This window comes from Streptomyces sp. NPDC041784 (genome assembly GCF_055591025.1).
Window position 1 is genome coordinate 242,038 of record NZ_JBVJAB010000002.1, and the last position, 23,291, is coordinate 265,328.

A 23,291-nucleotide genomic window follows, 5' to 3' on the forward strand; every position below is an offset into this window, starting at 1 on the left:
CTCAGCGGGGCAGTTCGGCGCGGCGCAGGGCGGGGACGGCGAGGGCGACCACCCCGCCGAGCCCGCACACGGCCGCACTGACCACGAAGACCGGTCCGGTGCCCCAGGCGCCGATCGCGGCGGCGGACAGCGGCATGCTGAGCGGCGTGAGACCGAGGCTGACCAGGCTGGAGACGGCGGTGACCCGGCCGAGGCGAGCCGGGTCGGCCTGGGTCTGGAGCAGGGCCCCGCACATCGCGCCGCTGAGCCCGGCGAGCAGCCCGACCAGCACGGCCGTGCCGACCGCGAGGGCGACCGTCGGGACGTACGCGAGGGCGCCGATGGCGGCCGAACCCGCCAGGATCGAGTATCCGGCGACCCGCCCGGCGTGCGGGAGCCGCCCGCGCACGGTCAGCAGCAGCGAGGCGGCGCCCGCGCCGACGCCGAAGCCGGCGAGCACCCAGCCCATCCCCGCGGCGCCCCAGCCGCGCTCGTCGGCGAGCAGGGTCAGGCCCACGTTGAGCGGTCCGACGAAGCCGAGGTCGCCGAGGGCGATGGCGCACATCAGCGGGGCGAGCACCCGGTGGCGGCGGATGTACCGCAGCCCGGCCACCAGGTCGGCCCAGGCGCTGGTGTCCCGGGTTCCGGTGGCGTCGTCCGGCGGCAGCTCCCGCACCCGCACACCGACCAGCAGCGGCACCGACACGGCGATCAGCAGCCCCGCGACGGCGAACGCGGCCCCGGCGCCGCCGACCGCCACCGCCGCTCCGCCGAGCGGGCCGCCGACGACGCTCGCGAACCGGATGCCGAGGCCCCGCATGCCCTGCACGCGCGCGAGCTGCCCCCTGCTGGTCAGCCGTGCGGGGAGAGCGCCCACGGCGGGGACGAACACGGCGTCGACGGCGCCGAAGACCACGGCGAGCAGGGCCAGCGGCCACAGTCCGGGCGTGGTGAGGAACAGCAGCGCCGCCACCGCGAGGACGGCCGCGCAGCGCACCGCGTCGCTGCCGATGACGACCCGGCGCGGCCCGAACCGGTCGGCCACGACTCCCCCGCCCAGCATCAACAGGGCCCGCGGGACGGCGCTCACGGCCATCACCAGGCCGGCCTGGGCGGGGGAGCCCGCCTGGACGGCCGCCCAGGACAGGGCGATGTAGTACACGCTGTCGCCGACCATCGAGGAGGTGTAGGCGGCGAGCCAGCGCAGGACGTTGCCGTCGCGGTGGGCGGGCCCGGCTTCGGCGGGGGCCGCGGGAAGGAGCGTGGCGGTCACGGGAGGCTGTCCTCTCAGACGCGGAACGGGAAGCCGTACAGATGCAGCGCGACGTTCTCGCGCCCCTCGGTTTCGCCGTCCGCCTCGGCGGCCCGGCCCTGCTCGTCGTACCTCTTGATCACGTCGTGCAGTTCCCGCTTCAGTCCGGCCAGCTCCGCGGCCGTCAGGCGCAGCAGTGACTCGGAGTCGTGCGCGGCCTCGTTCCACTCCCGGCCCCAGTGCGGGCGCTGGTCGAGGTAGGCGCGGTACATCTCGGAGCGCTGCTCCTGGAAGAGCCGTGACGCCGCCAGGTGAGCGGCGGCCTTCTCCGGTGCGTCGCGGAAGTCCTCGTCCCGGACGCTGACGCCTTCCGAGGCCGGCTGCCACCAGCGCTCCCGCGCGTCGGCGCTGCGCGGCTCCGCCTCCTCCACCAGGCCGTGCTCGGCGAGCTTGCGCAGGTGGTAGCTGACCAGGGACACGGCCTCGTCGACCTGCTCGGCGAGCTGCGACGCGGTCGCGGACCCGGCGACGAAGAGCAGGCGGTAGAGCTTCATGCGGAGCGGATGAGCGAGCGCCTTGAGCGTCCCCAGATCCGTGATGCGACGGTTCTCCTCGCGTGTCATGCCCCCCACCGTAGATACGAAAGAAAAATTGCGCAACAGATTTTGCGCAATGAACTTTGCGCAATATTCCTTGTGCATCACCCGGCAAGTAAGCCCCGGCCACCAGGCGGCCGGGGCTTACCTCAGTGCTTCAGGACGTCACCGCACCGGATGCCCCGACTCCCGCAGCGCCTGCTTCACTTCCCCGATCCGCAGGTCGCCGAAGTGGAACACCGACGCGGCCAGCACCGCGTCCGCGCCCGCCCCGACGGCCGGGGCGAAGTCGGCGAGCTTGCCGGCGCCGCCCGAGGCGATCACCGGGACCGTCACATGCCCCCGGACCGCGGCGATCATCTCCAGGTCGTAGCCGTCCTTGGTGCCGTCCGCGTCCATCGAGTTCAGCAGGATCTCGCCGGCGCCCAGCTCGGCCGCCCGGTGCGCCCACTCCACCGCGTCGATCCCGGTGCCCTTGCGGCCGCCGTGGGTCGTCACCTCGAAGCTCCCGGACGGGGTTCGCCGCGCGTCCACCGACAGCACCAGCACCTGGCTGCCGAACCGCTCCGCGATCTCCTTGATCAGCTCCGGCCGGGCGATCGCCGCCGTGTTGACGCCCACCTTGTCGGCGCCCGCCCGCAGCAGCTTGTCCACGTCCTCCGGGGTGCGCACCCCGCCGCCGACGGTCAGCGGGATGAACACCTGCTCGGCGGTGCGGCGCACCACGTCGTAGGTGGTCTCGCGGTTGCCCGACGAGGCGGTGATGTCCAGGAACGTCAGCTCGTCGGCGCCCTCGGCGTCGTACACCTTGGCCATCTCGACCGGGTCGCCCGCGTCCCGCAGGTTCTGGAAGTTGACGCCCTTGACGACCCGGCCGTTGTCCACGTCCAGGCAGGGGATGACTCGGACCGCCAGGGTCATGACTCCACGGCTCCTCTGAATGCCTCTAGCTCTACTTCGACCAGGATGCGCGGGTCGACGAAACCCTCCACGACCAGCAGGGTCGAGACCGGGCGCACGGAGTCGAAGATCTCCTTGTGGGCCCGGCCCGCCTCGTCGACGTCCCGCGAATGCGTCAGGTACATCCGGGTCCGGATCACGGACTCGACACCGAGCCCGAACGCGCCGATCGCCTCGACCGCGCTGGTGAAGGCCACCATGGCCTGTTCGTAGGGGTCGCCCTCCCCGTAGAGCACACTGCCCTTGAAGGACGTGGTGCCCGCCACCAGCACACGGTCGCCCGCCGCGACGGCGCGTGCGAATCCGAAACTCTCTTCCCAGGGACTTCCGCTCTGCACCCGCCGTACGGCATCGCTCATGACGACACTGCCTCCAGTGCTTCTTCCAGCGTGAACGCCTTGGCGTACAGCGCCTTCCCGACGATGGCGCCCTCCACGCCGAGGGGTACCAGCCCGGCGAGCGCGCGCAGGTCGTCGAGGGACGACACGCCCCCGGACGCCACGACCGGGCGATCGGTGGCCGCGCACACGTTCTTCAGCAGTTCCAGGTTGGGGCCCTGGAGGGTGCCGTCCTTGGCGATGTCGGTGACGACGTACCGCGCGCAGCCCTCCTGGTCGAGGCGGGCCAGCGTCTCGTAGAGGTCGCCGCCGTCACGGGTCCAGCCGCGGCCGCGCAGGGTCGTGCCCCGGACGTCCAGGCCGACCGCGATCTGGTCGCCGTGCTCGGCGATGACCTTGGCGACCCACTCCGGGGTCTCCAGGGCGGCCGTGCCCAGGTTCACCCGGGTGCAGCCGGTGGCGAGGGCGGCGGCCAGGGTGGCGTCGTCGCGGATGCCGCCGGACAGCTCCACCTTGATGTCCATCGCCCGGGTCACCTCGGCGACCAGCGCGCGGTTGTCGCCGGTGCCGAACGCGGCGTCCAGGTCGACCAGGTGCAGCCACTCGGCGCCCGCCCGCTGCCACGCCAGCGCCGCCTCCAGCGGGGAGCCGTACGAGGTCTCCGTGCCGGACTCGCCGTGCACGAGACGCACCGCCTGGCCGTCGCGGACGTCGACGGCGGGAAGGAGTTCGAGCTTGCTCACAGGGTTCCGATCCAGTTGGTGAGGAGCTGGGCGCCGGCGTCGCCGGACTTCTCAGGGTGGAACTGGGTGGCCCACAGGGCGCCGTTCTCCACGGCGGCCACGAACGGCTTGCCGTGCGTCGACCAGGTCACCCGGGGGGCGTGCATGGCCGGGTTGTGCACCTCGAGGGACCAGTCGTGGACGGCGTAGGAGTGCACGAAGTAGAAGCGCGCGTCCGCGTCGAGACCGGCGAACAGCTCGGAACCGGCCGGGGCGTCCACCGTGTTCCAGCCCATGTGGGGGACGATCTCGGCCTGGAGCGGCTCGACCGTGCCGGGCCACTCGTCGAGGCCCTCGGTCTCCACGCCGTGCTCGATGCCCCGCGCGAACAGGATCTGCATGCCGACACAGATGCCCATCACCGGGCGGCCGCCGGACAGCCGGCGGTCGATGATCCAGTCACCGCGGGCCCCGCGCAGGCCCTGCATGCAGGCGGCGAAGGCGCCGACGCCGGGCACCAGCAGCCCGTCGGCGTTCATGGCCGCGTCGAAGTCACGGGTGATCTCGACCTCGGCCCCGGTGCGGGCCAGGGCGCGCTCGGCGGACCGGACGTTGCCGAAGCCGTAGTCGAAGACGACGACCTTCTTGGGTGCGCTCAACTCCACACCCCCAGCCTCATCACACCGGCGACGAGACACATCCCGGCGCCGACCGACAGCAGCACGACCAGGCTCCTGGGCATGTCCTGCTTGACGAAGGAGTAGATGCCGCCGGCCAGGAAGAGGCCGACGACGATCAGGAGGGTGGACAGCCCGTTCACAGCGCGCCCTTCGTGGAGGGGAGGATGCCGGCCGCGCGCGGGTCGCGCTCGGAGGCGTAGCGCAGGGCCCGGGCCAGCGCCTTGAACTGGCACTCCACGATGTGGTGCGCGTTGCGCCCGTAGGGCACGTGCACGTGGAGCGCGATCTGCGCCTGGGCGACGAAGGACTCCAGGATGTGCCGGGTCATCGTGGTGTCGTACTCGCCGATCATCGGCGCCATCTTCTCGGGCTCGGTGTGCACGAGGTACGGACGGCCGGACAGGTCGACGGTGACCTGGGCGAGGGACTCGTCCAGCGGGACCGTGCAGTTGCCGAAGCGGTAGATGCCGACCTTGTCGCCGAGGGCCTGCTTGAAGGCGGCCCCCAGGGCGAGGGCGGTGTCCTCGATGGTGTGGTGCGAGTCGATGTGCAGGTCGCCGTCGGTCTTCACGGTCAGGTCGAACAGACCGTGCCGGCCGAGCTGGTCGAGCATGTGGTCGTAGAAGCCGACGCCGGTCGACACATCGACCTTGCCGGTGCCGTCGAGGTTGATCTCGACGAGGACCGAGGTCTCCTTGGTGGTGCGCTCGATTCTCCCGACGCGCCCTTCGCGAGTCATGCGCTCTGCTCCTTCTTCAGTTCACGGACCGCGTCGAGGAACGCGTCGTTCTCTTCGGGCGTGCCGGCGGTGACGCGCAGCCAGCCCGGCACGCCGTTGTCCCGGACCAGGACGCCCCGGTCGAGGATCCGCTGCCAGACCTCGTGGGCGTCGGCGAACCGGCCGAACTGCACGAAGTTGGCGTCGGAGGCCGTGACCTCGTAGCCGATCGCCAGCAGCTCGCCGACCAGCCGGTCCCGCTCCGACTTCAGCTGCTCGACGTACTTCAGCAGCGTGTCGGTGTGCTCCAGGGCGGCCAGCGCCGTCGCCTGGGTGACGGCCGACAGGTGGTACGGCAGCCGCACGAGCTGGACGGCGTCCACGACCGCCGGGTGCGCGGCGAGGTAGCCGAGGCGCAGCCCGGCCGCGCCGAAAGCCTTCGACATCGTCCGGGAGACGACGAGATTCGGCCGACCTTCGAGCAGCGGCAGCAGCGAGTCGCCGTGGCTGAACTCGATGTACGCCTCGTCCACCACGACCATCGACGGCCCCGCGGCCTGCGCCGCCTCGTACAGCGCGAGGACCGTCTCGGCCGGGACCGCGGTGCCGGTGGGGTTGTTGGGGGTGGTGATGAAGACGACGTCCGGGCGGTGCTCGGCGACGGCCTGCCCGGCGGCCGCCACGTCGATGGTGAAGTCCTCGCTCCGCGGCCCGGAGATCCAGCCGGTCCCGGTGCCGCGCGCGATGAGTCCGTGCATCGAGTACGACGGCTCGAAGCCGATCGCCGTACGGCCGGGTCCGCCGAAGGTCTGGAGCAGCTGCTGGATGACCTCGTTGGAGCCGTTGGCGGCCCACACGTTCGCCGGGCCGACCGCGTACCCGGAGGTGTCCGTCAGGTACTTCGCGAGCTGGGTGCGCAGCTCCACGGCGTCGCGGTCCGGGTACCGGTTGAGGTTCCGGGCGGCCTCGCGCACCCGCTCCGCGATCCGCTCGACCAGCGGTTCGGGCAGCGGGTAGGGGTTCTCGTTGGTGTTCAGCCGTACGGGGACGTCCAGCTGGGGCGCGCCGTAGGGGGACTTGCCGCGCAGCTCGTCCCGTACGGGAAGATCGTCGATTCCGAGGTTCACTTGCTCGCCGGTACCTTCCACCCGAACCTTGCCTTGATCGCCGCGCCGTGCGCGGGCAGGTCCTCCGCCTCCGCGAGCGCGACCACGTGGTGCGCGACCTCGGCCAGCGCGTCCTTCGTGTAGTCGACGATGTGGATGCCGCGCAGGAAGGACTGGACGGACAGGCCCGAGGAGTGGCAGGCGCAGCCGCCGGTCGGCAGCACGTGGTTGGACCCGGCCGCGTAGTCGCCGAGGGAGACGGGCGCCCAGGGTCCGACGAAGATCGCGCCGGCGTTCCTGACCCGGTCGGCCACGGCGACGGCGTCGGCCGTCTGGATCTCCAGGTGCTCGGCGCCGTAGGCGTCGACCACCCGCAACCCCTCCTCGATGCCGTCGACGAGGACGATCGCGGACTGCTTGCCCGTCAGGGCTGGGACGATCCGGTCGTCGATGTGCCGGGTGGCCGCCACCTGCGGCTCCAGCTCTTTCTCGACCGCGTCCGCCAGCTCGACGGAGTCGGTGACGAGGACGGCCGCCGCGAGCGGGTCGTGCTCGGCCTGGCTGATCAGGTCGGCGGCGACGTGCGCCGGGTCGGCCGTGTCGTCGGCCAGGACCGCGATCTCGGTCGGGCCGGCCTCGGCGTCGATGCCGATCTTGCCGGTGAAGTAGCGCTTGGCGGCGGCGACCCAGATGTTGCCGGGGCCGGTGACCATGGGGGCGGGCGGGCAGGACTCGGTGCCGTACGCGAACATCGCGACGGCGGTGGCGCCGCCGGCCGCGTACACCTCGTCGACGCCGAGCAGCGCGCAGGCGGCGAGGATCGTGGGGTGCGGCAGGCCGTCGAACTCGGCCTGCGCCGGGGAGGCGAGCGCGATCGACTCGACGCCGGCCTCCTGGGCGGGCACCACGTTCATCACCACGGAGGACGGGTAGACCGACCGGCCGCCGGGCGCGTACAGCCCGACCCGCTCGACCGGAACCCACTTCTCGGTCACGCTGCCGCCGGGCACGACCTGGGTCGTGTGGGTCGTACGGCGCTGGGCGCGGTGGACGAGACGGGTGCGACGGATGGACTCCTCCAGGGCCGCGCGCACCGCCGGGTCGAGTTCCTCCAGGGCGCGGGCGAGGGCCTCTGCGGGCACCCGCACCCGGTCGAGCCGTACCCCGTCGAACTTCTCAGCGAAGTCGATCAGCGCCGCGTCGCCCCGATGATGCACGGCTTCGCAGATCGGACGCACCTTCTCGAGGGCGGCCGAGACGTCGAAGTCGGCTCGGGGCAGCAGGTCGCGCAGGGCGGGGCCCTCGGGGAGGGCGTCGCCGCGCAGATCGATTCGGGAGATCACGCCGTCAATTCTCTCAGACCGGGATCGGGCACGGTCCGCGCGTATCAATGGCTGATACAGACCGTGGCCGGAACCCGGAAGATCGCCTTCACGTCTAGCGTTCGGTGGGTCACTCAGCGGGCAGAACGGCTGTGCGAAACCCATGAGTAACCGAGGGGGTGACGTGTGTGACCGAAGGGGCCGGCATCCACACCGGCGATCTGCCGGACGACCTGACCGCCGCCGAGGCCGGCATGTGGCAGGCCTTCCGCAACGGCAGCGTGTACGACCTGAGCAGCGGCGACACGGTCGTGGACGATCCGCACGGCGGGCATCCGTGGGGTCCGGAGCGCACCGTGCGGGCGCGGACCGTCGCCTGGCTGCTGCTGGCCGGACCGCCCGCGCTGGCCGGCCGGGTGGCCTCGCTGAAGCTGGTCGGCGTGCGGATCAGCGGCTCCCTGGACCTCGCGGGCGCCACCGTGGTGCCGTATCTGGAGCTGAAGCGCTGCCGGTTCGAGCGGGACGTGCTGCTGCCGGAGGCACGGTTCACGACCGTGCGGATGGTGGACTGCTCCGTACCGCGCCTGGAGGCGGCCCGGCTGCACACCGAGGGCGATCTGCATCTGCCGCGCTGCCGCTTCCACAACGGCGTCCGGCTCACCGACGCGCACATCGGCACGGACCTGCTGCTCAACCAGGCGATCGTGTACCGCGACCGCACCGGCCGCTCGATCGCCGCCGACGGGATGACGGTCGGCCAGGACCTCCAGGCCGAGCTGCTGGAGTCGCACGGCGAGCTGAGTCTGCGCAGCGCCAAGATCGGCGTGTCGCTGAGTCTGCGCGGGGCGCGGCTGGCCAACCCGTACACCCGGCTCGCGCTGAACGCGCCGCAGCTGACCGTGGAGCGCTCGCTGTACCTGACCCCGGCCGGGGTCGGCGGGCAGGCGCTGAGCGGGGCGACACCGGCGCGCGGGACCCGCATCCAGCGGTTCGAGTGCCGGGGCGGCTTACGCCTGGACGACGGGCGTTTCGGGGACGCGGTCGACCTGGAGCGGGCCCGGTTCGTCCTCACCGACGACCAGGAGCTGTCGCTGCGCCGGGTGCAGACGCCCGAGCTGCGCTTCCTCGGGGAGCGGCCGCCGCGCGGCAAGGTGGTGCTGTCCGGCGCCCGGGTGGTCAACCTGGTGGACCGGGCGAGCGCCTGGCCGGGGCCCGGCAATCTGCACATGGGCGGCTTCGCGTACGAGAACCTGGTGCCGCAGGGCCCGTTCCCGCTGGCCGAACGGCTGAAGTGGGTGGCCGCCGCGACCGCCGAGTACGCCCCGGAGCCGTACGAGCGCCTGGCGAGCGTGCTGCGGGCGGGCGGGGAGGACGAGGACGCCCGCGAGGTGCTGCTCGCCAAGCAGCGCCGGCGCCGCGAGACGCTCCCGCCGGCCGCGAAGCTCTGGGGGTACGCGCAGGACTGGACGGTGGCCTACGGGTACCGGCCGGGCCGGGCGGCGGTGTGGATGGCGGTGCTCTGGGCGGCGTCCTCCGTGGCCTTCGCGCACGCCGCGCACCCGCCGGTCAACCGCGAGGGACACCCGCCGTGGAACCCGGCCCTGTTCGCCCTCGACCTGCTGCTGCCCGTGATCGACCTGGGCCAGGTCGGCCAGTGGCGGCTCACCGGGGGCTGGCAGTGGCTGTCGACGGCGCTGATCCTGCTCGGCTGGATCCTGGCGACGACGGTGGCGACGGGGGCCACCCGGACCCTGCGGCGGAACTGACCGAGGGGCTCGGGCCGAGGAGGCCGAAGGGGCTCGGATCGCGGAGGCCGAGGGGGCTCGGATCGGGGAGGCCGAGGGAGCTCGGATCGCGGAGGCCGAGGGGGCTCGGATCGCGGAGGCCGAGGGGGCTCGGATCGCGGTGCTCGGGCCGCGGGTTCACCCACAGTCGTTAAACTCTCACCTTTTACCTGTCCTTGACCTTCCGCCGTACAACTTTCCGCACGTTCCCTCCGCCCTCTGGCGCATGCCCCACCTGCGGTTTTCAATGGTCGGCACCATGGCTCTGCTGCCCCCGTTCATCCGCGCCTCCCGGCTCGCCCGGACGGCCCGGACCGCCGCCCCGCCTCGCGCCGCCGACGGGCTCCCCGCCGACGACGAGGTACTCCTCGACGTGCCCGACGACCGGCTCGGTCCCGCGCTGGTCGCGGCCGCGCGGGACACGTACGAGCCGGCCGCCCGGCTGCTGGCCCTCACCAGGGAACGGGCCGAGTGGGAGTACCGCGACCGGTACATGACCCGCCTGGCGTCCTTCGCCCGCTCCCGCCCGGAGTGGCTTCAGGCATGGCGCGCCGCCGCGCCCCGCGATCCGGACGTGCTGCTGCTCACCGCCCAGGTCGCGGTGGACCACGCCTGGAGGTCGCCGGCCCGCGCCGAGCTGCTGCGCGAGGTCAGCCCGCTGATCACGGCGGCCGCACAGAGCGACGTCCGCGACCCGGTGCCCTGGCGGATCGCCCTGGACCACGCGCGCGGCACCCGCGCCGGGCACAAGTACTTCGGCGAGCTGTGGGAGGCCGCGGTCCGGCGCGCCCCGCACCACTACGGCTGCCATGTGGCCGCCAAGCGCTATCTGGCCGAGTCCTGGCACGGCTCCCACCGCGAGTGCTTCGACTTCGCCGACCGGGCCGCGCAGGACGCCCCGGCCGGCTCCCTGGTCCAGGCCCTGCCGGTCCGGGCGGCCTTCGCCTACCTGACCGACGGCTGCGGCCCCGACGTGCCCCGAGCCCGCCTGGAGGCGGCCGCCGACCGCGCGATCGCGCTGTCCGGCCGCTTCCCCTCGGTCGACCCGTGGCCGGCCGAGATCCGCAACCTGCTGGCCTACGTCCTGGTCCGCCTCGGCCGCCGCGACGACGCCCTCGTCCAGCTGCGCCTGATCGGCCCGTACGCCACGTCCTTCCCCTGGGGCCGGCTCTCGGACGACCCGCTGGGCCACTTCCTGGCCGTGCGCGAGGAGGTGCGCTCGGGCCGCTGGACGTCGTCCGCGCGGCCCCCGCGGCAGCCGCGGAACGGGCACGGCGACCGAGCGCACCCCGACGACCACTAGGCTTCTACGCCGTGACCACCGTCCGTCTGCCGCTCTTCCCCCTGAACTCCGTGCTGTTCCCGGGGCTGGTGCTTCCGCTGAACGTCTTCGAGGAGCGCTATCGCGCCATGATGCGCGACCTGCTGAAGACCCCCGAGGACGAACCACGCCGGTTCGCCGTCGTGGCCATCCGCGACGGCCACGAGGTGGCGCCCAGCGCCCCCGGCATGCCCGACCCGACGGCGCTGCCCCGGCGCGGCCCCGCGGCCGGCTTCGGCGACGACCCGGTCCAGGCGTTCCACGGCACCGGCTGTGTGGCCGACGCGGCGACGATCCGGGAGCGCGCCGACGGCACCTTCGAGGTCCTGGCGACCGGCACGACCCGGGTCCGGCTGCTGTCCGTGGACGCCTCGGGCCCGTTCCTGACGGCGGAGCTGGAGGAACTCCAGGAGCAGCCCGGCGACGAGGCGGGCGCCCTCGCGGAGGGCGTGCTGCGGTCCTTCCGCCAGTACCAGAAGCGGCTGGCGGGCGCCCGCGAGCGCTCCCTGGCCACGGGCGCCGACCTCCCGGACGACCCCTCGGTGGTGTCGTACCTGGTGGCCGCCGCGATGATGCTGGACACCCCCACGAAGCAGCGCCTGCTCCAGGCCCCGGACACGGCCTCCCGGCTGCGGGACGAGCTGAAACTCCTGCGCGCGGAGACGTCGATCATCCGTAGTCTGCCCTCGCTGCCCGCGGCGGACCTGACCCGCGGGCCGACCAGTCTCAACTGAGGCCGCCGAGTCACCGAGTCACCGAGTCACCGAGAAGGCCCGTATGGCGAAGAAGTCCAAGAAGCAGCAGTCCGGCGGCACCCCGGCGACGGTGGCCCTGACCTCGGCGGGCGTGGACTTCACGGTCCACTCCTACGACCACGACCCGAGCCACCCGTCCTACGGCGAGGAGGCGGCCGAGGCGATGGGCGTCTCCCCCGACCGGGTCTTCAAGACCCTGGTCGCGGACGTCGACGGCACCCTGACGGTGGCGGTGGTCCCGGTGGCGGGCTCCCTGGACCTGAAGGCCCTGGCATCGGCGGTCGGCGGCAAGAAGGCTGCCATGGCCGACCCCACCCTGGCGGAACGCACCACCGGCTACGTCCGCGGCGGCATCTCCCCCCTGGGCCAGCGCAAGAAGCTCGCCACGGTCCTGGACGACTCGGCGACGGCCCACCCCACGATCTGCGTCTCGGCCGGCCGCCGAGGCCTGGAGGTGGAACTCTCCCCGACGGACCTGGCAACCCTGACGAACGCGACCCTGGCCCCGATCGGCCGAGGCTGAGCCGTTCAGCGGCGGGGCGAAAAAACCGGCTCTACGTCAACGGCGCCCCGTACGAATCCTTCGGCACCGGACCCTGAGCGAACGGATCGGGATCCCGCGGCCCGAACAGCGCCGTGAGCCCCAGATGCACCAGCAACGCCGCCAACGACCACGCCAGCAACGCCCCCTTCGCCCCCAGCTTCAACGGCGCCGAGAACGTGACCCCTTTGCCCGCCGCCCGCGCCTGCGCGAGCACGTCCGAGCCGGGCCCGAGCCACATCCCGACCCGCCACGCCAGCAGCGAACCGAGCAGCCCGCCGACGACCAGCGCCACCACCGACGGCACTCCCCCACGCCGCCGCCACACGAACACCGCCGCCGCGCTCACCGCCCCGAAGGCCAGCGCCAGCAGCGCGAACGTCCCGTCCACCCCGACGGCCTGCTCCCCCTCGGTGTCCTTGAGGTACACCACCCAGCCGCCGTTCACCACCTCACCGACCAGCGGCACCTTCGGCGCCAGCCACTCCCACAGCACCCCGAGCAGCGCCCCGGACAGCGCGACGACCACGGTGATCACGGCGGCTTCCCGCAGTTCCGTCCTCATCCCGGGCCCGTCCTGTCCGTACGCGGCGACATGGGGCACTGCCCCCACACCCGCGTACCCGCCCGGCGGCGGCCAGGCGTCCTGCGGGGAGGGTTCGTGCGGCGGCGGGGGCGGAGTCAGCGGTGCGGTCACCCTGACATCGTGCCAGGCGTACCCGTGCGACGCGTCACCGGACGGCGGCCCGCCGGTACGCCCAGGTGGCGACGGCCAGCGAGACGACGCCGACACCCGCGCAGACCGCGAGGTCACCGAGGACGAACGCCCAGTCGGGATCCGGTCCGAAGGTCCGCGCGAAGGCCTCCACGCCGTACGTCGACGGCAGCAGGTCCCGGGTGAAGCGCACCGCCTCCGGCATCCGGTCCGGCGGCAGCACCCCCAGCAGCAGCGCCGCCGACATACCGAGCTGCCCCAGCACGGTGGCCAGCTCCGGGCGGGGCGCGAGCAGCCCGAAGGCCGCCCCGAGTCCGGACAGCGCGGCGCCCGCCAGCGGGATCACTGCCGCGAGCACCCACAGGTGGGTCAACGGCAGCCCGAACAGCACACACCCGAAGACCGCGGTCACCAGCGTCCCCGGCACGGTGAACGAGGCGTACGCCCCCGCCGCCCCCAGCACCACCGCGGCGGGCGGCACCGGAAGGGTGGCGTAGTGATCCAGTCCCCCGCTCGCCCGCAACTGCCCGAAGTACTGCGCCAGCAGATTGAGCGCGACGAAGGCCACGACCAGCACCGCGGACCCGGCGACCACCGCCTCCGCCTCCCGGCCGCCGTCCACGACACCCCGCATCATGATCAGGATGCCGACCGACTGGAAGGTCGCCACGAACAGCAGCGGGATCCGCGCCACCCGGGCCCGGGACAGCTGCGCGCGGTACACGGCCACCAGCGACGGCCACAGCCGGGCGCGCGGCGCCAGCTCGGCGGCGGCGCGCACCGGCTGCGCGACGGCCCGGGCGCTGCCCGGCAGAACCTCGGCGGGTACGACACTCACGTGGCGCTGCTCCTCTTCCCTACGGCTCTCATGGCGTCCCATACGGGAACGAAGACCCCCGCGCTCAAGCCCGCACCAGCCCCTGCCGTGCCGCCCCGCCCAGCGCCAGGTAGACGTCCTCCAGGCTCGGCGTGGCCAGGGTGAAGTCGTCAAGGGCGGCGAAGGCCGCGCCGCCGGTGACGGTGGCGACGATCGCGCGGGCCTCGTCGGGCGCCAGTCGCAGCGTCCAGCGGCGCCCGGACTCCTCGGCCCGCTCGCGCAGCGCGGCGACCTCGGGCACGTCCAGCGGCGCCCGCTCCCGCCACACCAGCTCCACCCGCACCTCGCCGGCCACCTGTTCCTTGAGTCCGGCGGGCGTGTCGCAGGCGATGACCCGGCCCCGGTCGAGGACGGCGACCCGGTCGAGGACGGTCTCGGCCTCGATGACGTTGTGGGTGACGAGCAGGACGGTCGTGCCGCGCTCCGCCCGCCGCCGGTCCACGGCGCCCCACACGGCGCGCCGCGCCACCGGGTCCATCCCGGTCGTCGGCTCGTCCAGCACCAGCAGCGGCCGCTCCCCGACCAGCGCGGTCGCGAAGCACGCCAGCCGCCGCTGCCCGCCGGACAGCTTGCGCAGCGGCCGTCCGGCGAGTGGGGTGAGCCCCAGCTCGTCGAGGACGGCGTCGCGCTCGCGACGGGCGTCGCGGACGTCGAGGCCGCGCAGCCGGCCGGTGGTCTCGGCGGCGAGGGAGACGGTGAGGTCGTCGAGGGCGCTGGACTCCTGCCCCAGGTAGGCGAGGATCCGGGCGGCCCGCTCGGGGTGGCGCACGATGTCGTGCCCGAGGATCTCCACGCTGCCGGTGTCGGGCCGCATCAGCCCGGTCAGCTGCCGTACGAGGGTGGACTTGCCGGCCCCGTTCGGCCCGAGCAGTCCGAAGATCTCACCGCGCCGGATGTCGAGCCCGATGTCGTCGGTGGCCCGTACTTCGGGGGTCGCGGGGGCGCCCCGGCGGCCGCGGACCGCCGGGTAGGTCTTGGTCAGCCCGCGCACGGCACACACGACCTCGTCCCTGTGCCGGATTGCCGATGCCGCGCGCGTACTCACAAGGGACGAGCCTACGGGGTCGGGGAGGTCCGCTCGCGGTCGGGGCGGCCCGCGCGCCCGGTTCAGTCCCCCGCGGGCGCGTGCTCGGCGGCCGTCCGTACGTCGATCTCCCGCCAGAAGCCCGCCCGGATGGCGTAGCGGTCGTGCTCGTCGATCTGATCGTCCTTGTGGGCGAGCAGTCCGAAGCGGGCGGCGTAGCGCAGCAGCTCGCCGTCGATGCGGTGCGGGATGCGCGGGTACATGCCCGACAGCTTCTGGAAATGGCCCTGGTCGCCGAGGCGCCCCATCCAGCGCCGGGCGAACACCTGCCCCACCTCGTAGGGGTCGCCGCCGACGGTGGTGATGTCCTCCTCGCGGTCGGCCCAGCGCTGTTCGGCCGTGGTGAGCTGGGCCAGCGTCGGCATCGAGGCGACCTCGGGCGGTTCGGCGGCGGTGCCGGGGCGGTCGACCCAGCCCTTGTCGGAGGACCAGCGCAGGGTCGCGGTGGCGGGGTGCTGGGCCGGATGGGCGCCGGGCGCGCGCAGGGCGGCCAGGTCCTTGGGGGTCGGTACGCCCTTGGCGGCGGGGACGCGCTCCGGCGCGCCGTTCTCGGTGCCGGGCGCGACGGCGCTGTGCTCGCCCTCCTCGGCGGTCCGCTCGGCGGCCGGGGCGAGGCCGGTGTCGGGCAGCGGTGCGGAGAGGATCGAGACGATCTCGGGCCGGGGCGCGGGCGGCGGCGCGCACACCCCGCCCATCTCCTTGGCGCGGACGGCCTTGGTGATCCACGTACGGTCCAGGACGCGCCGCTCGTCGGCCTCGGCGACGAGGTCCTCGGACTGGTTGTAGTCGCCGTCGGCGGCCTGGACGGCCCACAGGTGGACGGCGACGCCGTGCTCCTTGGCGGCCATCATGCCGGGCAGCAGATCGCCGTCGCCGGTCACGAGGACGACGTCCGAGCAGGCGCGGTTGCGGGCCAGCTCGGTCAGCTCGGCGTGCATGGCGGCGTCCACGCCCTTCTGCGCCCAGCGGCCGTCGCTGCGGGTCAGGGCGCCGAGGCGGACGGTGACCCGGGGCATCACGCGCAGCCTGCGGTGTTCCGGCTGGGGGACGCGGTCGGGGGCGCCGTCGAACCAGTAGATGCGCAGCAGTGGCCGCTCGGTGTCGGACTCGGCCTGTTCGCGCAGGCCCTGGACGAGGGCGGAGTGGTCGACGGTGATCCGGGAGCGCGAGGGTTCTCCGGCGAGGAGACTCGCGGCGGCCCCCAGCAGATACCCGGCGTCCACCAGGACGATGCAGCGGTCCACACGACTCACCCTCTTCCCGGGAGGTTTGCTTCGGGCTTCCTTCGAGTCTGCCCGACCGCGCGGAGGTTAACGGCCCGAACTCGATCTTCGGCGTGGCGTTTCGAGTCGATGCGCTCCGAGAACCCCTGTCACAGACGGTAATTATCCGAAATGCGCCTTAGCTCAGCGTATGTGAATCTGGTCCCGGCCCTGGCCCCTACATCCCCCGCAGGAGGCAGATCCCCATGGCCAAGAACAAGAAGCAGGACCGTAAACAGCCGCAGTCCGAGCGTGGTCAGCAGCAGGCCCAGCAGTCCTCGATGCAGGACCAGGCCGAGCAGCGGCTCTCCCAGGTGACACCCGCCGACGTCGCCCGCAAGGGCCGGCAGAAGCGCTTCGGCCACAACTGACAGCCGGGTGACGGGCTGTTGCAGCCCGGACACACCGAGGGGCGCATCCACAACCGGATGCGCCCCTCGTACATGGCGACGGTCTCAGCCCGCCAGGCAGGACGGGCCGAGCAGCACCTTCAGGTCACCGAACAGCGCCGGGTCGGGCTTGACCCGGTGGCGGTCCAGACGCAGCACGGTCGTCCTGGTCGGGCCCTGGAGCTTGATCCGGACCTCGCTGTCGCCCCTGTGGTGGGTGAGGATCTCGTTGAGGCGGCTGACCATCGGCGGGGTGACCCGGGTGGCCGGGATGGTGAGGATCACCGGCGCGTTGGTGCCCGCGTTGGACAGGTCGGGCACCGCCAGCTCCATCGCGACGAGCCGGGGGACGTCCTCGCGCTTGTCGAGGCGGCCCTTGACGAAGACCACGGCGTCCTCGACGAGTTGGGTCGAGACGAGCTGGTAGGTCGCCGGGAAGAACATGCATTCGATGGAGCCCGCGAGGTCCTCCACGGTGGCGATCGCCCAGGCGTTGCCCTGCTTGGTCATCTTGCGCTGGAGGCCGGAGATGATGCCGCCGATGGTGACGACCGCGCCGTCCGCGTGCTCACCTCCGGTGAGCTGGGCGATGCCCGCGTCCGCCTTGTCGGACAGCACGTGCTCCAGGCCGAACAGCGGGTGGTCGGAGACGTACAGACCGAGCATCTCGCGCTCCTGCGCGAGCAGATAGGTCTTGTCCCACTCGTCGTCGGTGAAGACGACGTCCAGGCCGAAGCCGGGCTCGCTGGTCTCCTCCTCGCCCATGCCGCCGAAGAGGTCGAACTGGCCCTCGGCCTCCTTGCGCTTGACCGCGACCACGTTGTCGATCATCGGCTCGAAGTGCGCGGTGAGGCCCTTGCGGGTGTGCCCCAGGGTGTCGAACGCGCCCGCCTTGATCAGCGATTCCGTGGTGCGCTTGTTGCAGGCGACCGCCTCGACCTTGTCGAGGTAGTCGGGGAAGGAGCCGTACTTGCCCTTGGCCTTGCGGCTCCTGATGATCGACTCCACCACGTTCGTGCCGACGTTGCGCACGGCTTCGAGGCCGAAGAGGATCACGTCGTCGCCCTGCGCGGCGAAGTTGTGCACCGACTCGTTGACGTTCGGCGGGAGCACCTTGATGCCCATGCGCCGGCACTCGTTGAGGTAGACGGCCGACTTGTCCTTGTCGTCCTTGACCGACGTGAGCAGCCCGGCCATGTACTCGGCGGGGTGGTTCGCCTTCAGGTAGGCGGTCCAGTACGAGACCAGTCCGTACGCGGCCGAGTGGGCCTTGTTGAAGGCGTAGCCGGCGAACGGGACCAGGACGTCCCACAGGGCCTGGATGGCCTCGTCGCTGTAGCCGTTCTTCTTGGCGCCGGCCTGGAAGATGGTGAAGTTCTTCGCCAGCTCGTCGGGCTTCTTCTTGCCCATCACGCGGCGCAGGATGTCGGCCTCGCCGAGCGAGTAACCGGCGATGATCTGGGCGGCCTTCTGCACCTGCTCCTGGTAGACGATCAGGCCGTAGGTGACGGCGAGGACCTCTTCGAGGGGCTCCTCCAGCTCCTTGTGGATCGGGGTGATCTCCTGGAGCTTGTTCTTGCGCAGCGCGTAGTTGGTGTGCGAGTCCATGCCCATCGGGCCCGGACGGTAGAGCGCGGAGACGGCGGAGATGTCTTCGAAGTTGTCGGGCTTCATCAGGCGCAGCAGCGAGCGCATGGGGCCGCCGTCGAACTGGAAGACGCCGAGAGTCTCGCCGCGCTGGAGCAGTTCGAAGGTCTTCGGATCGTCCAGCGGCAGGGCCAGCAGGTCGAGGTCGATGCCCTTGTTGGACTTCACCATCTTGACGGCGTCGTCCATGATCGTCAGGTTGCGCAGGCCGAGGAAGTCCATCTTCAGCAGGCCGAGCGACTCGCACTGCGGGTAGTCCCACTGCGTGATGGTCACGCCGTCCGTGTGCCGCACCCAGATGGGGGCGTGGTCGACGATGGGCTCGCTGGACATGATCACGCCGGCCGCGTGCACACCCATCTGCCGGACCAGACCCTCGACGCCCTTGGCGGTGTCGATGACCTTCTTGACGTCCGGCTCGTTCTCGTACATCGAGCGGATCTCGCCCGCCTCGCTGTAGCGGGGGTGCGAGGGGTCGGTGATGCCGTTGAGGTCGATGCCCTTGCCGAGGACGTCGGCGGGCATGGCCTTGGTGAGGCGGTCTCCCATGGCGTACGGGTAGCCCAGCACGCGCGCGGAGTCCTTGATCGCGTTCTTGGCCTTGATCTTGCCGTACGTGCCGATCATGGCGACCTTGTCGGAGCCGTACTTCTCCGTCACGTACCGGATCACCTCGACGCGCCGGCGCTCGTCGAAGTCGATGTCGACATCGGGCATGGAGACGCGCTCGGGGTTGAGGAACCGCTCGAAGATCAGGCCGTGCGGGATCGGGTCGAGGTCGGTGATGCCCATGGCGTACGCGACGATCGAACCGGCCGCGGAGCCTCGGCCGGGGCCCACCGCGATGCCGTTGTTCTTGGCCCACATGATGAAGTCGGCGACGACGAGGAAGTAGCCCGGGAACCCCATCTGGATGATGACGTCCATCTCGTAGTCGACCTGCTTCTGCCGGTCGTCGGGGATGCCGCCCGGGAAGCGGCGCTCCATGCCGCGGCGGACCTCCTCCTTGAACCAGGTGACCTCGGTGTAGCCGTCCGGGATGTCGAACTTCGGCATGAGGTTCTTGGCCTCGAACATGCCGGTGGTGTCGATCTGCTCGGCCACCAGGAGGGTGTTGGCACAGCCCTCCTGCCAGGCGTCCGAGGAGTCGATGGCGTACATCTCGTCCGTGGACTTCAGGTAGTAGCCGGTGCCGTCGAACTTGAAGCGGTCGGGGTCGGAGAGGTTCTTGCCGGTCTGGATGCACAGCAGCGCGTCGTGCGCGGTCGCCTCGTGCGCGTAGGTGTAGTGCGAGTCGTTCGTCACCAGCGGCGGGATGCCGAGCTTCTTGCCGATCTCCAGGAGGCCGTCACGGACCCGGTGCTCGATCTCGATGCCGTGGTCCATCAGCTCCAGGAAGTAGCGGTCCTTGCCGAAGATGTCCTGGTAGTCGGCGGCGGCCTTCAGCGCCTCGTCGAACTGCCCGAGGCGCAGCCGGGTCTGGAGCTCGCCGGAGGGGCAGCCGGTGGAGGCGATGAGCCCCTCGGACCACTGGGCGATGGTCTCCTTGTCCATCCGGGGCCACTTCTGGAGCCAGCCCTCGGCGTACGCGTCCGAGGAGAGGCGGAAGAGGTTGTGCAGGCCCGTCGCGTTCGCCGCCCAGATCGTCTTGTGGGTGTAGCCGCCGGAGCCGGAGACGTCGTCGCGCTTCTGGTGCGGCTGGCCCCACTGGATCTTGCGCTTGTTGCGCCGCGACTCGGGGGCGACATACGCCTCGATCCCGATGATCGGGGTGACCCCGGCCTTCTTCGCGGTGTGGAAGAAGTCATACGCCCCGTGGAGGTTGCCGTGGTCGGACATGGCGATATGGGTCATGCCCATCTCGTTGCACGCGTTGAACATGTCCTTCAGCCGCGCGGCACCGTCCAGCAGCGAGTACTGGGTGTGGACGTGCAGGTGCGTGAACGGCGGCTTCGACACGGCGTGGCCTCCAAGGGAAACGCTCGACGACAGGGGGGCGGACAGTCCGGGGGTCAGCGTCGAAGTCTATGCCTCGCCACTGACACTCGGCGGCCTCCCACGCGTACCTTCACAGCGGGGGTCGTGGGCACTTTCGTGCGGCCCCGCCCGTTGAAGACGACAGAAACGCTGTCGTACATGTCATGCACCAGGAGGCACCCAGCGATGTCGGTTCCGCAGCTCAACGACGAGCCTCGCGGCGAGGAGATCCTCGCCGTCTTCGACACCGCGTTCGGCGAGCTCCTGGCCGCCGACCCGGCCGCGTTCCGCGTGAAGTTCCGGAAGATGGCGGCCTCGGCGTTCGCGTTCTACCGGGGCACGGCGGCCCTCTTCTACCACGACCTGGACGAGGAGAAGCGCGGCGGCCCGTTCCTGGACGAGCGCACCTCGCGCGTGTGGATCCACGGCGACCTGCACGCGGAGAACTTCGGCACGTACATGGACTCCCAGGGCCGGCTGATCTTCAACGTCAACGACTTCGACGAGGCGTACGTCGGCCCCTTCACCTGGGACCTCAAGCGTTTCGCGGCCTCGGTGGCGCTCATCGGGTACGCGAAGGCGCTCGGCGACGACCAGATCACCGAGCTGGTGGAGGTGTACGCGGGCGCGTACCGCGAGCGCGTCCACGCCCTGGCCGCCGGCGCCAAGAGCGACGAGGTGCCGCCCTTCACCCTGGACACCGCGCAGGGCCCGCTGCTGGACGCGCTGCGTGACGCCCGCTCGCTCACCCGCTTCGGGCTGCTGGAGTCGATGACCGAGATCCGTGACTTCGAGCGCCGCTTCGCCCCCGGCGGCGGCTCGATCGAGCTGGACGCGGCCACCCGCTACAAGGTCCTCGCGGCCTTCGACGGCTATCTGGAGACACTGCCGGAGACCTCCCTGACCCGCCCCGACTCCTACCGCGTGAAGGACGTCGTCGGGCGGCGCGGCATCGGTATCGGCTCGGCCGGGCTCCCGTCGTACAACATCCTCCTGGAGGGCCACAGCGACGCCCTGGAGAACGACGTGGTGATCTACATCAAGCAGGCCCAGACCCCGGCCGTCTCCCGGCACATCACCGACCCGGCGATCCGTGACTACTTCCAGCACGAGGGCCACCGCACGGTGATCTCCCAGCGCGCCCTCCAGGCGCACGCCGACCCGTGGCTCGGCTGGACCGAGCTGGACGGCGCGGGCCAGCTGGTCGCCGAGGTCTCGCCGTACGCGGTCGACCTGGACTGGGGCGACATCGACGACCCGGAGGAGATCGCCGGCGTCGTCGCCGACCTGGGCCGGGCCACGGCCACCATGCACGCGGCGGCGGACGACACCTCCGGCGAGTCCCTGGTGCCGTTCTCCACGGAGCGCGCCATCGACGCGGCCATCGCGGCCGACGAGGATGCCTTCGCGCCGATGCTGGTGGACTTCGCGCACCGCTACGGCGCACGCGCGCGTGCGGACCACCAGATCTTCGTGGACCTGTTCCGCAACGGCCGGATTCCGGGTCTCTAACGGTCCGCTCCTCACAGGGACTCTTTAGGGGTCTCTTACCGGAGCACGTGACACACTCTCTGCTGCTATGGACATATCCGGGACCCGACTCAGAGCCGTGCGCGCGGCACTGTTCACGGCACTCGTCGTGACGCTCAGCACCGCGTCGCACGTTCTGCTGTCCCGGGCCCCGCTGCCGCTCAACACGGTGGCCGCCGTCACGGCCGCCGTGTTCCTGCTCGCGTACGCCCTCGCCGGCCGCGAGCGCGGCTTCGGGCGGATCGCCGCCCTGCTGATCCCGCTGGAGCTGGCGGCCGACACCCTCTTCACCACCGGCCAGCACGTCTGTTACGGCCGCGCCGGCGGCCCGGTCGCCGGGCCCCTGGCCTCCGTCGGCTGGGACGTGCTGTGCGGCGACGGCACCCGGATCGGCACCCCGCTGGCCCGGGTCACCGGCACCGACCCCGACCGGCTCGGCGGGCTGCTGGCCCACGCCGACCCGGCCACCGCCTGGCTGCTGCTGGGCGCCCATGTCTGTGTCGGTCTGATCGCCGCCGCCTGGCTGCGCCGGGGCGAGCGGGCGCTGGCCCAGCTGCTGCGGGCGGCCGGCGCGACCACGTTCCGGCCCCTGCTGGTGGCCGTCGCCGCCGTGACCGGACGACGCGCCCCGGCGGCCCGCCGCCTGCCGCGGCCCGCGCACCGTACGGCCACCGCCCGAATCCTGCTCCTCGTGCACTCCCTCGGACGCCGCGGCCCGCCGCGCCCGGCCGCCCTCGCCTAGGGCCTGTCCGCCCTGGCGCCCCACGGCGACACCTGCCGCACCACGGCCCCAGGGCCGCACCCGGCACCGAGCACGAGCAGTTCCTCACACGCATCCCCCGCGCACGACTGTGCGCGTCCCCGATGGAGATCACCGACATGAGCAAGCGGAACACCCAGGCGGCGAAGACGGCGGCCCGGGAGCGGCTGCGCATCGAACGCGAGCGCCAGGCCAAGCGGGCCAAGGCCAAGCGCCAGATCATCGTCGCCGCCTCGGCGGTCGGCGTCCTGGCCGCGGCCGGCGGCATAGGCTACGCGGTCGTCCAGGCCAACCAGCCGACCTACTGGGAGGAGGCCAAGACCGCCAAGCTGGTCAAGCCGGCCAACACCAGCGGCACGAACGGCACGACCGTCGTCATGGGCAAGAGCACCGCCAAGAAGACCCTCGTGATGTACGAGGACCCGCGCTGCCCCGTCTGCGCCCAGTTCGAGCAGACCGTCGGCGCCACGGTGGCCAAGGACTACGACGACGGCAAGTTCAAGATCCAGTTCGTCGGCGCCACCTTCCTCGACCGCAGCCTGACGGGCGAGGGCTCCAAGAACGCGCTGAGCGCCCTGGGCGCCGCGCTGAACGTCAGCCCCGAGGCGTTCCTGGAGTACAAGACCGCGCTGTACTCGGCGAAGTGGCACCCGGAGGAGTCCGACGACAAGTTCAAGGACGACTCCTACCTGATCGAGGTGGCGGACACCGTCTCGGCGCTGAAGGGCAACGCCAAGTTCCAGAACGCGGTGAAGGACGGCACCTTCGACCGCTGGGCGCTGGAGATGTCCGAGACCTTCGACAAGAGCGGTGTCACGGGCACGCCGACCCTGCAGATGGACGGCAAGGCGCTGACCGGCGCCGACGGGAAGAACGCGCCGATGACGGTGGCCGACTTCACCACGGCGATCGACGCGGCCCTCAAGGCCTGACCCACCGTGAACCGCGTCTGAACCGACGCGCGGTCGAAGAGCAG

At 71.8% G+C, this 23,291-nt stretch carries 23 protein-coding genes; 8 read left to right on the forward strand and 15 right to left on the reverse strand.

All coding sequences use genetic code 11. From position 1 onward, the window contains the following. Position 1: 1 nt before the first annotated feature. From ACZ6D7_RS04760 to hisD, 10 genes are all read right to left on the reverse strand, one after another. Positions 2–1,252 carry an MFS transporter gene (locus tag ACZ6D7_RS04760; protein WP_469483447.1) on the reverse strand — a complete coding sequence of 417 codons (1,251 nt, stop codon included), beginning with the start codon at positions 1,250–1,252 and terminating at the stop codon, positions 2–4. Positions 1,253–1,266: 14 nt separating this feature from the next. Beyond that, positions 1,267–1,854, reverse strand: coding sequence for an ArsR/SmtB family transcription factor (locus ACZ6D7_RS04765; RefSeq protein WP_469483450.1), 588 nt, complete (start codon positions 1,852–1,854; stop codon positions 1,267–1,269). 138 nt (positions 1,855–1,992) lie between these two features. Next, positions 1,993–2,748 carry an imidazole glycerol phosphate synthase subunit HisF gene (hisF, locus tag ACZ6D7_RS04770; protein WP_469483452.1) on the reverse strand — a complete coding sequence of 252 codons (756 nt, stop codon included), beginning with the start codon at positions 2,746–2,748 and terminating at the stop codon, positions 1,993–1,995. After that, on the reverse strand, positions 2,745–3,146 hold the full coding sequence (locus tag ACZ6D7_RS04775; RefSeq protein WP_469483455.1) for a RidA family protein: 402 nt from the start codon (positions 3,144–3,146) through the stop codon (positions 2,745–2,747). Before ACZ6D7_RS04775 ends, hisF begins: the two co-directional genes overlap by 4 nt. Beyond that, a complete protein-coding gene (gene priA, locus ACZ6D7_RS04780; protein WP_469483457.1) occupies positions 3,143–3,868 on the reverse strand; it encodes a bifunctional 1-(5-phosphoribosyl)-5-((5-phosphoribosylamino)methylideneamino)imidazole-4-carboxamide isomerase/phosphoribosylanthranilate isomerase PriA in 726 nt (241 codons plus the stop codon). Before priA ends, ACZ6D7_RS04775 begins: the two co-directional genes overlap by 4 nt. Beyond that, positions 3,865–4,512 carry an imidazole glycerol phosphate synthase subunit HisH gene (gene hisH / locus ACZ6D7_RS04785; protein ID WP_469483459.1) on the reverse strand — a complete coding sequence of 216 codons (648 nt, stop codon included), beginning with the start codon at positions 4,510–4,512 and terminating at the stop codon, positions 3,865–3,867. Before hisH ends, priA begins: the two co-directional genes overlap by 4 nt. Continuing rightward, on the reverse strand, positions 4,503–4,667 hold the full coding sequence (locus ACZ6D7_RS04790; RefSeq protein ID WP_469483461.1) for a hypothetical protein: 165 nt from the start codon (positions 4,665–4,667) through the stop codon (positions 4,503–4,505). The genes hisH and ACZ6D7_RS04790 overlap by 10 nt, the downstream gene beginning before the upstream one ends. Beyond that, entirely contained in the window at positions 4,664–5,266 is a 603-nt protein-coding gene (hisB, locus tag ACZ6D7_RS04795) for an imidazoleglycerol-phosphate dehydratase HisB (RefSeq protein WP_189916771.1), read from the reverse strand. The genes ACZ6D7_RS04790 and hisB overlap by 4 nt, the downstream gene beginning before the upstream one ends. Then, a complete protein-coding gene (locus ACZ6D7_RS04800) occupies positions 5,263–6,372 on the reverse strand; it encodes a histidinol-phosphate transaminase (RefSeq protein WP_469483463.1) in 1,110 nt (369 codons plus the stop codon). Before ACZ6D7_RS04800 ends, hisB begins: the two co-directional genes overlap by 4 nt. Beyond that, the gene (gene hisD, locus ACZ6D7_RS04805; RefSeq protein WP_469483465.1) at positions 6,369–7,694 is read right to left on the reverse strand and encodes a histidinol dehydrogenase; all 1,326 of its coding nucleotides are present in this window, start codon (positions 7,692–7,694) and stop codon (positions 6,369–6,371) included. The genes ACZ6D7_RS04800 and hisD overlap by 4 nt, the downstream gene beginning before the upstream one ends. Before the next feature lie 167 nt (positions 7,695–7,861). Here hisD and ACZ6D7_RS04810 point away from each other — a divergent pair, with 167 nt between their 5' ends. The 4 genes from ACZ6D7_RS04810 to ybaK all read left to right on the forward strand — a co-directional run bounded on the left by ACZ6D7_RS04810 (position 7,862) and on the right by ybaK (position 12,056). Continuing rightward, positions 7,862–9,439, forward strand: a complete 1,578-nt coding sequence (locus ACZ6D7_RS04810) for an oxidoreductase (protein ID WP_469483467.1) — start codon at positions 7,862–7,864, stop codon at positions 9,437–9,439. Positions 9,440–9,704: 265 nt separating this feature from the next. Continuing rightward, on the forward strand, positions 9,705–10,760 hold the full coding sequence (locus ACZ6D7_RS04815) for a hypothetical protein (RefSeq protein WP_469484542.1): 1,056 nt from the start codon (positions 9,705–9,707) through the stop codon (positions 10,758–10,760). An 11-nt stretch (positions 10,761–10,771) separates the two neighbouring features. Next, positions 10,772–11,512 carry an LON peptidase substrate-binding domain-containing protein gene (locus tag ACZ6D7_RS04820; protein ID WP_469483469.1) on the forward strand — a complete coding sequence of 247 codons (741 nt, stop codon included), beginning with the start codon at positions 10,772–10,774 and terminating at the stop codon, positions 11,510–11,512. Positions 11,513–11,555: 43 nt separating this feature from the next. Beyond that, a complete protein-coding gene (gene ybaK, locus ACZ6D7_RS04825) occupies positions 11,556–12,056 on the forward strand; it encodes a Cys-tRNA(Pro) deacylase (RefSeq protein WP_469483471.1) in 501 nt (166 codons plus the stop codon). Between the two features lie 31 nt (positions 12,057–12,087). Here ybaK and ACZ6D7_RS04830 read toward each other — a convergent pair whose 3' ends face one another. The 4 genes from ACZ6D7_RS04830 to ACZ6D7_RS04845 all read right to left on the reverse strand — a co-directional run bounded on the left by ACZ6D7_RS04830 (position 12,088) and on the right by ACZ6D7_RS04845 (position 15,994). Beyond that, positions 12,088–12,771 carry an AAA family ATPase gene (locus ACZ6D7_RS04830; RefSeq protein WP_469483473.1) on the reverse strand — a complete coding sequence of 228 codons (684 nt, stop codon included), beginning with the start codon at positions 12,769–12,771 and terminating at the stop codon, positions 12,088–12,090. Positions 12,772–12,805: 34 nt separating this feature from the next. Further along, positions 12,806–13,627 (reverse strand): ABC transporter permease, encoded by an 822-nt coding sequence (locus ACZ6D7_RS04835; protein ID WP_469483476.1) that lies wholly within the window; start codon positions 13,625–13,627, stop codon positions 12,806–12,808. A gap of 64 nt (positions 13,628–13,691) precedes the next feature. Beyond that, entirely contained in the window at positions 13,692–14,666 is a 975-nt protein-coding gene (locus tag ACZ6D7_RS04840) for an ABC transporter ATP-binding protein (protein ID WP_469483478.1), read from the reverse strand. A 107-nt stretch (positions 14,667–14,773) separates the two neighbouring features. Beyond that, positions 14,774–15,994, reverse strand: coding sequence for an NYN domain-containing protein (locus tag ACZ6D7_RS04845; protein ID WP_469483480.1), 1,221 nt, complete (start codon positions 15,992–15,994; stop codon positions 14,774–14,776). Between the two features lie 224 nt (positions 15,995–16,218). On the opposite strand from ACZ6D7_RS04845, the gene ACZ6D7_RS04850 reads away from it, so the two are divergent. Next, on the forward strand, positions 16,219–16,383 hold the full coding sequence (locus ACZ6D7_RS04850; protein ID WP_167797175.1) for a hypothetical protein: 165 nt from the start codon (positions 16,219–16,221) through the stop codon (positions 16,381–16,383). Between the two features lie 84 nt (positions 16,384–16,467). Here the strand turns inward: ACZ6D7_RS04850 and dnaE are convergent, their stop codons facing one another. Continuing rightward, positions 16,468–20,007 (reverse strand): DNA polymerase III subunit alpha, encoded by a 3,540-nt coding sequence (dnaE, locus tag ACZ6D7_RS04855; protein WP_469483482.1) that lies wholly within the window; start codon positions 20,005–20,007, stop codon positions 16,468–16,470. Between the two features lie 204 nt (positions 20,008–20,211). Here dnaE and ACZ6D7_RS04860 point away from each other — a divergent pair, with 204 nt between their 5' ends. The 3 genes from ACZ6D7_RS04860 (at position 20,212) to ACZ6D7_RS04870 (ending at position 23,247) form a co-directional block, all read left to right on the forward strand. Beyond that, positions 20,212–21,537 (forward strand): DUF2252 domain-containing protein, encoded by a 1,326-nt coding sequence (locus ACZ6D7_RS04860; protein ID WP_469483484.1) that lies wholly within the window; start codon positions 20,212–20,214, stop codon positions 21,535–21,537. Positions 21,538–21,604: 67 nt separating this feature from the next. Further along, positions 21,605–22,297 carry a hypothetical protein gene (locus ACZ6D7_RS04865; protein ID WP_469483485.1) on the forward strand — a complete coding sequence of 231 codons (693 nt, stop codon included), beginning with the start codon at positions 21,605–21,607 and terminating at the stop codon, positions 22,295–22,297. Between the two features lie 137 nt (positions 22,298–22,434). Further along, entirely contained in the window at positions 22,435–23,247 is an 813-nt protein-coding gene (locus ACZ6D7_RS04870; protein WP_469483487.1) for a DsbA family protein, read from the forward strand. The last annotated feature ends 44 nt before the right edge of the window (positions 23,248–23,291 follow it).

Coding starts and splice junctions, on each gene's coding strand:
- ACZ6D7_RS04860 (WP_469483484.1), top strand. CDS start 20,212: ATGTCGGTTCCGCAGCTCAACGACGAGCCTCGCGGCGAGGAGATCCTC.
- ACZ6D7_RS04865 (WP_469483485.1), top strand. CDS start 21,605: ATGGACATATCCGGGACCCGACTCAGAGCCGTGCGCGCGGCACTGTTC.
- hisB (WP_189916771.1), bottom strand. CDS start 5,266: ATGACTCGCGAAGGGCGCGTCGGGAGAATCGAGCGCACCACCAAGGAG.
- ACZ6D7_RS04775 (WP_469483455.1), bottom strand. CDS start 3,146: ATGAGCGATGCCGTACGGCGGGTGCAGAGCGGAAGTCCCTGGGAAGAG.
- ACZ6D7_RS04815 (WP_469484542.1), top strand. CDS start 9,705: ATGGTCGGCACCATGGCTCTGCTGCCCCCGTTCATCCGCGCCTCCCGG.
- ACZ6D7_RS04765 (WP_469483450.1), bottom strand. CDS start 1,854: ATGACACGCGAGGAGAACCGTCGCATCACGGATCTGGGGACGCTCAAG.
- ACZ6D7_RS04850 (WP_167797175.1), top strand. CDS start 16,219: ATGGCCAAGAACAAGAAGCAGGACCGTAAACAGCCGCAGTCCGAGCGT.
- ybaK (WP_469483471.1), top strand. CDS start 11,556: ATGGCGAAGAAGTCCAAGAAGCAGCAGTCCGGCGGCACCCCGGCGACG.
- hisF (WP_469483452.1), bottom strand. CDS start 2,748: ATGACCCTGGCGGTCCGAGTCATCCCCTGCCTGGACGTGGACAACGGC.
- ACZ6D7_RS04870 (WP_469483487.1), top strand. CDS start 22,435: ATGAGCAAGCGGAACACCCAGGCGGCGAAGACGGCGGCCCGGGAGCGG.